This window comes from Nocardia sp. NPDC058497 (genome assembly GCF_042720195.1).
GTDB lineage: Bacteria > Actinomycetota > Actinomycetes > Mycobacteriales > Mycobacteriaceae > Nocardia.
Window position 1 is genome coordinate 16,318 of the sequence record NZ_JBHXMY010000019.1, and the last position, 9,109, is coordinate 25,426.

A 9,109-nucleotide genomic window follows, 5' to 3' on the forward strand; every position below is an offset into this window, starting at 1 on the left:
GTGGTGTCTAGCGGGGTACGCGGCGCGGTCTCGGGTGGGTGGGGGGGGCGCTTGGGGTGGTGGTGTTGGTCGGTGATACAACCCTCTCGCGGGGCCGCCGCCACGGTGGGGTGGCCCGGGAGATCCTCGGAACCGTCGAAACCTATCTCGACTGCGACCGGCGCATCGACGACACCGCGGCCGCGCTGTACCTGCACCGCAATACCGTCCGCAACCGGCTCACCCGCTTCGCCGAGCTCACCGGCCTCGACCTCGACCGCACCGACGATCTCGTCGTCGCGTGGTGGCTGCTGCACCGCGAGCAGCCGCCACCTCGCTGACGACTTCCGATCAGGGCTTGCGGGCGACCGCGCCGTACGCCGAGATCGGGCGGACCTCGCCCACCTCTGTCCCCTCCGCCTGCCACTGGGTGATCGACGTGAAGCCGGGCTCCACCAGCTCCAAACCGTCGAACACGGCGTGGATCTGGGCCTGCGGACGCGGGATGTACGGTGTGCCGCCGGTGCCGGTGTAGTTCTCACACAACGTGACGTAGGCCTGGCTGTCGTCGGTGCCGTCCCACATGATCAGGTAGCTGCCCGACGGCACCGCCCCGACCACGGTCCGGACGATCCGCAGCAGGTCGTCGTAGGTCCTGGCGTGACCGAGCACGCCCATGAACATCACCGCGATCGGCTCGTTGAAGTTCAGGACGTTGCGCGCGTCGGCGACGATCTGGTCGGGATCGTGGAAATCGGCGTCGATGTAGGTGGTGACGCCCTCGGGGGTGGTGCTGGTCAGCAGCGCCCGCGCATGGGTGAGCACCAGTGGATCGTTGTCCACGTACACCACGCGGGCATCGGGCGTGACGCCCTGGGCGACCTCGTGGGTGTTCTGCATCGTCGGCAGCCCGGTGCCGATGTCGAGGAACTGCCGGATGCCCCGCTCGCGCGCCAGGAACCGGACGGCCCTGATCAGGAACTGCCGCGACTGCACGGCCATGGTGGAGATGTCCGGGTCGACGGCAAGGCCCGCGTCACCGGCGATCTTGTCGATCTCGTAGTGGTCCTTGCCACCCATCCAGTAATTCCAGATCCGCGCCGAATGCGGAATGTCGGTCCGGATCACCGGGGTGTGCACGTCGGCCATGCGCCTCGCTCCTCTGCAAGTGTGACAGCGGTGCCCATCCCGGGGAAGGAACCGTCGGCGGGACAGCACCTGATCTGTTGCGACAGTACAAGATTCACGCCACCCCTGGGTGGTGGATCGGGCAGTCGCCGAGTGGTAGCCGCACGCTCGCGAATTCGCGGTCTCTACCGGCCTGGTCAGGTGGGTAGATCGCCCGGACTCAGGTGAACGGGATGGGCCGCGGTGAGGCTGTTGTACAGCACACTGAGGTCGAGCGAATCGACCGCGCCCCGCTTGGTCTGCGGGCCGCGATCGACCTGGCGGTGCAGGGCTTCCATCTTCTCGTCGAGCTGGGTGGCCACCTCGGCCGCCTGCGCGAGGTCGCTGCGCAGGTTCGGGGGGACCTCGCCGCGGTACTTGTAGTAGATCTTGTGCTCGAGGCTGGCCCAGAAGTCCATCGCGATGGTGCGGATCTGGATCTCGACCGGGATCCGTTCGGTGCGATCGGAGCGGAACACCGGAATCGACACGATCAGGTGCAGGCTCTGATACCCGTTCGGCTTGCGGTTGGTGATGTAGTCGCGCTCCTCCAGGAGCGTGATGTCTTCCTGGCCGACCAGCATGGCCTTGATCGTGTCGATATCGGAGATGAAGCTGCAGACCACCCGGACACCGGCGATATCGAGCACGTTCTCCCGGATCGCGGCGAGATTCATCGCGTAGTTCTTGCGCCGGACCTTCTCCAGCACGCTCTCGGGCGACTTCAGCCGCGACCGCACATGCTCGATGGGGTTGTACTCGTGCGCGTTGTTGAAGTCCTCCCGCAAGACGTTGATCTTGGTGGTGACCTCGTCTATCGCGAACTTGTAGCCGAGCATGAAGTCGACGAACTGTTCCCGCAGCACCCGGAGATCGTCGATCCCGACCCGCACCCCGTTGTGGGGCGGGCCGTCGGCGGTGAGCTGATCCGGTTGCCAAGGTTTCATCGAGTCCATTGTGCCTGTTCCGCCGCGAGCACCGCCGCCGCACCAGGTAGAGCCCGTCTACGATGGTCCGATGCTCGCCGCGGTCCTGTCGTTCACCCTCGCCGCGATCGTGCTCGTGCTGCTGCCGGGACCGGACACGCTGGTCGTGGTGCGCAGCCTCGTCCGGGGCGGTCGCAGCGCTGGGATTCGCACCGCCGCGGGTGTGCTGTGTGGGCTGGCGGTCTGGGTCGTCGCGGCGGTGCTCGGGTTGTCCGCCCTGCTCCGGGCCAGCGAGATCGGGTATGACGTGTTGAAGCTCGTCGGCGCCTGCTATCTGGTGTGGATCGGTGTGCAGTCGCTGAAGGCTCTCCGGCAACCCGTCGACGTGGTGACGAGCGGACCGGCTGCCTCCCCCGCACCGCTGGATCGGGTGGGCAGTTTCGGTGCGGGCTTTCTCACCGACATCCTGAATCCGAAGATCGGCGTCCTGTTCGTCAGTTTCCTGCCCGGGTTCGTTCCCGACGGCTACTCGGCGGTGTGGACCACACTGGGCTTGGGCGCCGTCTATATCGCCCTGACCGCGCTCTACTGCGCCGCGCTTGTCGTGGCGTCGGGCTCGATCTCGACATGGATGCAGACCGCGCGCATCCGTCGCCGCATCGATGCCGTCACCGGACTGGTGCTCGTCGGGTTCGGTGTACGCCTCGCCACGGAATCCTGACGCACCGGACGATCAGCCGGCGCGCTCGTCCGTTCGCGCCACGCCATCGCGCTCCGCGAAGACCGGCCTCCGGTGCAGTTCGAGCCAGTAGATGACGACCACGACGGCGTATCCGGCCAGCAGCGAGCACACGGCGAGCACGCAGAGTCCGACCATCACCGCCAATACCGTGCCGATCACCGCTTCCTCCCGGCGGACCGGCGCGGGCCCTGCCGAAGCCTGTCGGTCCGCGCCCGTCTGGCCGCATCCGCCAGATCGGCGATGTCGAAGGCCAGTGAACGCCCTTCGCGTATCAATTCGCGGCCAGAGGCGGTCGCCACCCGCCCGATCTTCCCCTGCCGAGCGACCACCGTGGCCCGCACTTCCCGCGCGAACTCGCCGATCGCCTGCCGATCGTCTGCGGTCTTCTCGACCAAGGCGTCTACCATCGCTGCCACCAGCAACCTCATCGCCGCCACCCCGCTGAACTGTTGAGTGAACAATTGTGCACTGACATCGTCCACGTTATCTGGTAACGGTGGTACCGACAACCTTTAACTCGCCGCGAGACGGACGAATTCCCCTGTGCCGGGTGATGGAATGCTGTGGGGATGGTCGCGCGCAGGGTCAAGAGCAAGGCGGGGCGTTGGGGTGATCGCAACGTCGAGCGTCAACGGGTGGTGATGGACGCGTTGATCGCCTTGATCGAGGAGTCCGAGCCGGGGGCGGAGGTGCCCTTCCAGGCGATCGCCGAGCGGGCCGGTATCAGCCGTTCGGTGATCTATCGCCATTTCGCCGATCGCAAGGACCTCGACGCCAAGACGCGCGAGTACGCCGTCGAACTGCATCTCGAGTCGGTCATGCCTACCGTCGATGCCGCCGATACGATCCGCGAGGCCGTGTCCCGCGCGGTGCACACCTACGTCGTTCTCGTGGCGGAGCATCCTCGGCTGCACGATTGGGTCGAACAGGGAGCAGGCACCGACGCCGGTGATTCGACAGTCGCGTCGTCTACCAAAGACGCTGTCGCGCAACAGATCTACTCGCTGGTGCTGCCCATTGCCGCCTTGTTCGATCAGTCCGACCCCGGCATCGAGGTGGGGGTCTACTCGATCGTGGCGATGGTCGACGGCGCGGTGAACCGGTGGCTGCGCACGCGCCCCGAGGGCTGGGACGTCCCTGATGTGAGCCGCATGCTGACCGAATCGCTGGTGATCTTGCTGGAGGGACATGCCCGGATGCGGGGGGTCTCTCTCGATGTCGACCTGCCGATGGATGAACTCCTCGCGTCGGCCCGAACTGGGTAAACATAACTTTGGCGACACTGTGTCGCATTATCTCTTGTCCTCGCGCCGGCCTCGGTTGTACCGTCGGTTCATGAATGGCGACACAGTGTCGCCATAATGTGGCAGGAGATCGCGATGGCATCGACCGCGCAGACGTACCGACCCGGCAGCGACAACGATGACTACGTCGAGGTCCTGGCGACCTTGTCGGACGGATCGGTGCATCGCCGGTTCGATCCCTTCCTCGACATCGCCTGGGAGGAACCGGATTTCGCCGTCCGCGCCGATGACGAGCGATGGATTCTGCCTGCCGCCGACCCGTTCGGCGCCCATCCCTGGTACCAGGCGCTTCCCGTGCATCGCCGGATCGAGATCGGCATGTGGCGCCAGGCCAACATCGCCAAGGTCGGCCTGCAATTCGAGAACATCCTCATTCGCGGATTGATGCAGTACGTGTTCAGCCTGCCCAACGGCTCACCGGAGTTCCGGTACTGCACGCACGAGGCGATCGAAGAGTGCAACCACACCATGATGTTTCAGGAGGTGGTCAACCGCGTCGGCATGGACGTGCCCGGTATGCGGGGCTGGGTGCGGGTGGTCGGGCCGCTGGTTCCGTTCCTGGCGACGGCGTTTCCCGAATGGTTCTACACCAGGGTCCTCGCCGGTGAGGAACCGATCGACCACGGCCAGAAGAATGTCCTGCGCGCCGGAAACGACATCCACCCGATGCTCGAGCGCGTCATGTCCATCCATGTCGCCGAGGAAGCGCGCCACATCAGCTTCGCCCACGAATACCTGCGGCAGGCGGTCCCGCGGATGGGGCGCCTGCGCAAGTTCGTCCTGTCGCTGCTCTTCGCGCCGACCATGCGCATCATCTGCGACCTCATCGCGGTCCCGACCCGCCGCTTCCACACCGACTGCGACATCCCCAGATACGTTGTCCGCGAGGTCTTCTGGAAGAGCGAGAACGCCCGCGACGGCCTGCGAGCCGGCTTCGCCGACGTCCGCATGCTCGCCACCGACCTCGGCCTGCTCAACCCCGCCTCCCGCGTGCTGTGGACGATCTGCCGCATCGACGGCGACGCCTCGCGCTATCGCAGCGAGCCCGCCCGCACCACCCGCTCCCGCACGCGCTGACCGGCACCGCAGGACGGAATCGCCTCCCCGCGCCTATCGTCCAGGTGACCGAGTAGGCGCGGGCGCCGCGCGTCAGAGGAAGCGGGCGATGAGGTCCTTCATGACCTCGTTGGCGCCGGCGTAGATCCGGGAGATGCGACCGTCGGTCCACATCCGGGCGATCGGGTACTCCTCCATGTAGCCGTAGCCGCCGTGCAGCTGGACGCAGCGGTCGATCACCTGGGACTGCTGATCGGTGGTCCAGTACTTGACCATCGCCGCGGTCTTGACGTCCAGCGCGCCACGCAGGTGCTTGTCGACGGCGGAGTCGACGAAGGTTCGCACCACCTCGGCGATGGTCGCGCACTCGGCCAGCTCGAACCGGGTGTTCTGCAACGCGAACAGAGGCTTACCGAACGCGTTGCGCTGCTTGACATAGGCCAGCGTCTCGGCCACGGCCGTCTCGATCGCCGCGGCCGCCGCGACACCGCAGATCAGCCGCTCCTGGGGCAGCTGCTGCATGAGCTGGACGAAGCCCTCGCCCTCGGCGCCGAGCAGGTTCGCCTGCGGCACTCGCAGGCCGTCGAAGAACAGCTCGGTGGTGTCCTGGCCCTTCTGTCCGACCTTCTTCAGCAGCCTGCCGCGCTCGAATCCGGGGGTGTCGTCGGCGACCTCGGCGACCACCAGCGACACGCCCTTGGCGCCCAGGGTCGGGTCGGTCTTGACCGCGATGATCAGCAGGTCGCAGTTGCGCCCGTTGGAGATGAAGGTCTTGGCGCCGGTGATCAGGTAGTCGTCGCCGTCCTTGACCGCCTTGGTGGCGATATTCTGCAGGTCGGAGCCGGTGCCGGGCTCGGTCATGGCGATGGCGCCGATCCACTCGCCCGAGGCGAGTTTGGGCAGCCAGCGCTTCTTGTTCTCCTCCGAGGCGTAGGCCAGGATGTAATGCGGCACGATGCCGGTATGCACGCCGAGCTGCATGGCGGAATCGCCGCCCTTGACCTGCTCGCTGAACAGCACGGCCTCGTGGGCGAAGGTGCCGCCACCGCCGCCGTACTCCTCGGGGATCGACATGCACAGCAGGCCGAGCTCGCCGGCCTGGCGATAGACCTCCCGGCTGGGGAAGCCCTGCGCGGCGAACTCCTCGCGGTGCGGCGCGACGGTGTTCGCGAAGAAGTTGCGTGCCAGTTCGGCCAAGCCTTGCAGCTCCGACTCGGCGTCGGTGCCGCGGTCGGTATCGGCGGTGCTCATCGGGTTCCTCTCCCAGTTGTCGATGGACTGCGCACCAGAGTGAGCAGTTGTTGGCATTCTGTCAATAGGACGGTTAGATGTTGACAAACCGCCAATAGTGCTGCCATGGTATCAATTGATTGGACATCCAACTATTGGAGCTCCTTTCACCTGCGCTCCGGCGCACCGACCCCACGACAAGGACTGGCATGGTTCGCGAACTCACCCACTTCATCGACGGACAGCACGTCAAGGGCGCTTCAGGCGCGTTCGGTGAGGTATTCGATCCGAACACCGGGCAGGTGCAGGCCAGGGTTCCGTTGGCGAGTACCGCCGAGGTCGAGGCGGTGATCGCCAACGCGGCGGCCGCGCAGCCGGTGTGGGCGGCGTTCAACCCGCAGAAGCGGGCCAGGGTCATGATGAAGTTCCTGACCCTGGTCAACGCCGAGATCGACAGCCTGGCGGCGTTGCTGTCATCCGAGCACGGCAAGACCATCGCCGACGCCAAGGGCGACATCCAGCGCGGCCTCGAGGTGATCGAGTTCGCTGTCGGTATCCCGCACCTGCTCAAGGGCGAGTACACCGAGAGCGCGGGCACCGGCATCGACGTGTACTCGATGCGTCAGCCGCTCGGCGTCGTCGCCGGCATCACCCCGTTCAACTTCCCGGCCATGATCCCGCTGTGGAAGGCCGGTCCGGCGCTGGCGTGTGGCAACGCGTTCGTGCTCAAGCCGTCCGAGCGCGACCCGTCGGTGCCGCTGCGCCTGGCCGAGCTGTTCCTCGAGGCGGGTCTGCCGCCGGGGGTGTTCAACGTGGTCAACGGCGGTAAGGAAGCCGTCGACACGATCCTGCACGACCCGCGGATCAAGGCCGTCGGCTTCGTCGGCTCGACCCCGATCGCGCAGTACATCTACGAGACCGCCACCGCGAACGGCAAGCGGGCCCAGTGCTTCGGCGGCGCGAAGAACCACGCCATCGTCATGCCGGATGCCGACCTCGACGATGTCGCCGATCAGCTGATCGGCGCTGCGTACGGCTCGGCGGGCGAGCGCTGCATGGCGCTGTCGGTGGCCGTGCCGGTCGGGGAGGAGACCGCCGACAGGCTGGTCCAGAAGCTGACTGAGAAGGTCTACAAACTCAATGTGGGTCGCTCAGACGACGCGGGTGCCGATTTCGGGCCGCTGGTCGGTGCTGACGGCGTGGACCGGGTGAACGGCTACGTCCAGATCGGTGTCGACGAGGGTGCCGAGCTGGTTGTCGATGGTCGCGGGCTGGTTGTCGAGGGCGCCGAGGAGGGGTTCTTCGTCGGCGCGAGCCTGTTCGACAAGGTCACTGCCGACATGCGGATCTACCAGGAGGAGATCTTCGGCCCGGTGCTCACCGTTGTGCGCGCCGGCGACTACGAGGAAGCCCTCGGCCTGGTGAACGACCATCAGTACGGCAACGGCGTGGCGATCTTCACCCGCGACGGTGACACCGCCCGCGACTTCTCCTCGCGTGTGCAGGTCGGCATGGTCGGTGTGAACGTGCCGATCCCGGTGCCGATCGCCTACTTCACCTTCGGCGGCTGGAAGGGCTCGGGCTTCGGCGATCTCAACCAGCACGGCCCGGACTCGATCCGCTTCTACACCAAGACCAAGACGGTGACCCAGCGCTGGCCCTCGGGACTCAAGGAGTCCAACGCCTTCGTCATCCCGACGATGGACTGAGGCGGCCGTGTTCACTCTCAACGACGACGAGCGCGCGATCGGTGAGACCGCGCGCCAGTTCGCCGACGAATTCCTGGCGCCGAACGCGCTGGAATGGGATGAGCACAAACACTTCCCGGTCGACGTGCTCCGCAAGGCGGGACCCGTCGGCCTGGGCGGCATCTATGTGCGCGAGGACGTCGGCGGTTCGCAGCTGCGCAGGCTCGACGCCGTGCGGATTTTCGAGGAGCTGGCCACCGGGTGCCCCTCGGTGGCGGCCTACATCTCGATCCACAACATGGCGACCTGGATGATCGACGCCTACGGCACCGAGGAACAGCGGCAGCGCTGGGTGCCGGGGATGGCGTCGATGGATCTGCTCGGCAGCTACGCGCTCACCGAGCCCGGTGTCGGATCCGACGCGGCGGCCTTGAGCACCAAGGCCGTGCGTGACGGTGACGATTACCTCCTCACCGGCGCCAAGCAGTTCATCTCCGGTGCCGGTGCCAACGACGTGTACGTGATGATGGTGCGCACCGGTCAGGAGGGCTCGCGCGGGATCTCGGCGCTGATCGTCCCGGCCGACACCCCCGGCCTGACGGTGGGACCGAACGAACGCAAGATGGGCTGGAACGCGCAGCCGACACGCCAGGTGATCCTGGAGGACGCCCGGGTACCGGTGGCCAACCGGCTCGGCGCCGAGGGCGACGGTTTCGCGATCGCGATGAACGGGCTCAACGGCGGCAGGCTCAATATCGCGGCCTGCTCGGTCGGCGGCGCGCAGGCCGCGCTGGACAAGACCGTGCCGTATCTGGCCGAACGGCACGCCTTCGGCAAGCCGCTGGCGCGCAACGAGGCCCTGCAGTTCGACCTGGCCGATATGCGCACCGAGCTGGAAGCGGCGCGGACCCTGCTGTGGCGGGCCGCCGCCCCGCGCGACGCCGGGGCGCGGGACAAAGTCGAAATGTGCGCGCTGGCCCAACGGTTCGCCCCCCACCTCGGTTTCGAGGTCGCCAA

The 9,109-nt window shown here is 66.6% G+C and carries 11 protein-coding genes; 6 read left to right on the forward strand and 5 right to left on the reverse strand.

Translation table 11 applies throughout. The features are described from left to right. Positions 1 to 65: 65 nt before the first annotated feature. Positions 66 to 320 carry a helix-turn-helix domain-containing protein gene (locus ACFWPJ_RS02825; protein WP_378846292.1) on the forward strand — a complete coding sequence of 85 codons (255 nt, stop codon included), beginning with the start codon at positions 66 to 68 and terminating at the stop codon, positions 318 to 320. Between the two features lie 10 nt (positions 321 to 330). Here ACFWPJ_RS02825 and ACFWPJ_RS02830 read toward each other — a convergent pair whose 3' ends face one another. Next, on the reverse strand, positions 331 to 1,128 hold the full coding sequence (locus tag ACFWPJ_RS02830) for an SAM-dependent methyltransferase (RefSeq protein WP_378846295.1): 798 nt from the start codon (positions 1,126 to 1,128) through the stop codon (positions 331 to 333). A 176-nt stretch (positions 1,129 to 1,304) separates the two neighbouring features. Then, entirely contained in the window at positions 1,305 to 2,093 is a 789-nt protein-coding gene (locus ACFWPJ_RS02835; RefSeq protein ID WP_378846298.1) for a GTP pyrophosphokinase family protein, read from the reverse strand. A gap of 70 nt (positions 2,094 to 2,163) precedes the next feature. On the opposite strand from ACFWPJ_RS02835, the gene ACFWPJ_RS02840 reads away from it, so the two are divergent. Beyond that, on the forward strand, positions 2,164 to 2,793 hold the full coding sequence (locus ACFWPJ_RS02840) for a LysE family translocator (RefSeq protein ID WP_378846300.1): 630 nt from the start codon (positions 2,164 to 2,166) through the stop codon (positions 2,791 to 2,793). Between the two features lie 12 nt (positions 2,794 to 2,805). Here ACFWPJ_RS02840 and ACFWPJ_RS02845 read toward each other — a convergent pair whose 3' ends face one another. Then, positions 2,806 to 2,973, reverse strand: a complete 168-nt coding sequence (locus tag ACFWPJ_RS02845) for a hypothetical protein (RefSeq protein ID WP_378846301.1) — start codon at positions 2,971 to 2,973, stop codon at positions 2,806 to 2,808. Continuing rightward, complete coding sequence (locus ACFWPJ_RS02850; RefSeq protein WP_378846302.1) at positions 2,970 to 3,296, reverse strand: hypothetical protein; 327 nt, start codon at positions 3,294 to 3,296, stop codon at positions 2,970 to 2,972. Before ACFWPJ_RS02850 ends, ACFWPJ_RS02845 begins: the two co-directional genes overlap by 4 nt. A gap of 87 nt (positions 3,297 to 3,383) precedes the next feature. Here ACFWPJ_RS02850 and ACFWPJ_RS02855 point away from each other — a divergent pair, with 87 nt between their 5' ends. Continuing rightward, the gene (locus ACFWPJ_RS02855; protein WP_378846304.1) at positions 3,384 to 4,079 is read left to right on the forward strand and encodes a TetR/AcrR family transcriptional regulator; all 696 of its coding nucleotides are present in this window, start codon (positions 3,384 to 3,386) and stop codon (positions 4,077 to 4,079) included. Between the two features lie 114 nt (positions 4,080 to 4,193). Continuing rightward, complete coding sequence (locus ACFWPJ_RS02860; protein ID WP_378846305.1) at positions 4,194 to 5,195, forward strand: diiron oxygenase; 1,002 nt, start codon at positions 4,194 to 4,196, stop codon at positions 5,193 to 5,195. A 72-nt stretch (positions 5,196 to 5,267) separates the two neighbouring features. On the opposite strand, the gene ACFWPJ_RS02865 is transcribed toward ACFWPJ_RS02860, so the two are convergent. Further along, positions 5,268 to 6,425 (reverse strand): acyl-CoA dehydrogenase family protein, encoded by a 1,158-nt coding sequence (locus ACFWPJ_RS02865; RefSeq protein WP_378846307.1) that lies wholly within the window; start codon positions 6,423 to 6,425, stop codon positions 5,268 to 5,270. A 188-nt stretch (positions 6,426 to 6,613) separates the two neighbouring features. Between ACFWPJ_RS02865 and ACFWPJ_RS02870 the strand changes: the two genes are divergently transcribed. Together ACFWPJ_RS02870 and ACFWPJ_RS02875 are read left to right on the forward strand one after the other, a co-directional pair. After that, positions 6,614 to 8,113: a CoA-acylating methylmalonate-semialdehyde dehydrogenase gene (locus ACFWPJ_RS02870; RefSeq protein ID WP_378846308.1), complete on the forward strand. Its 1,500-nt coding sequence runs from the start codon at positions 6,614 to 6,616 to the stop codon at positions 8,111 to 8,113. A gap of 7 nt (positions 8,114 to 8,120) precedes the next feature. Continuing rightward, the coding region (locus ACFWPJ_RS02875; protein WP_378846310.1) for an acyl-CoA dehydrogenase family protein at positions 8,121 to 9,109 on the forward strand (989 nt) is incomplete at its 3' end.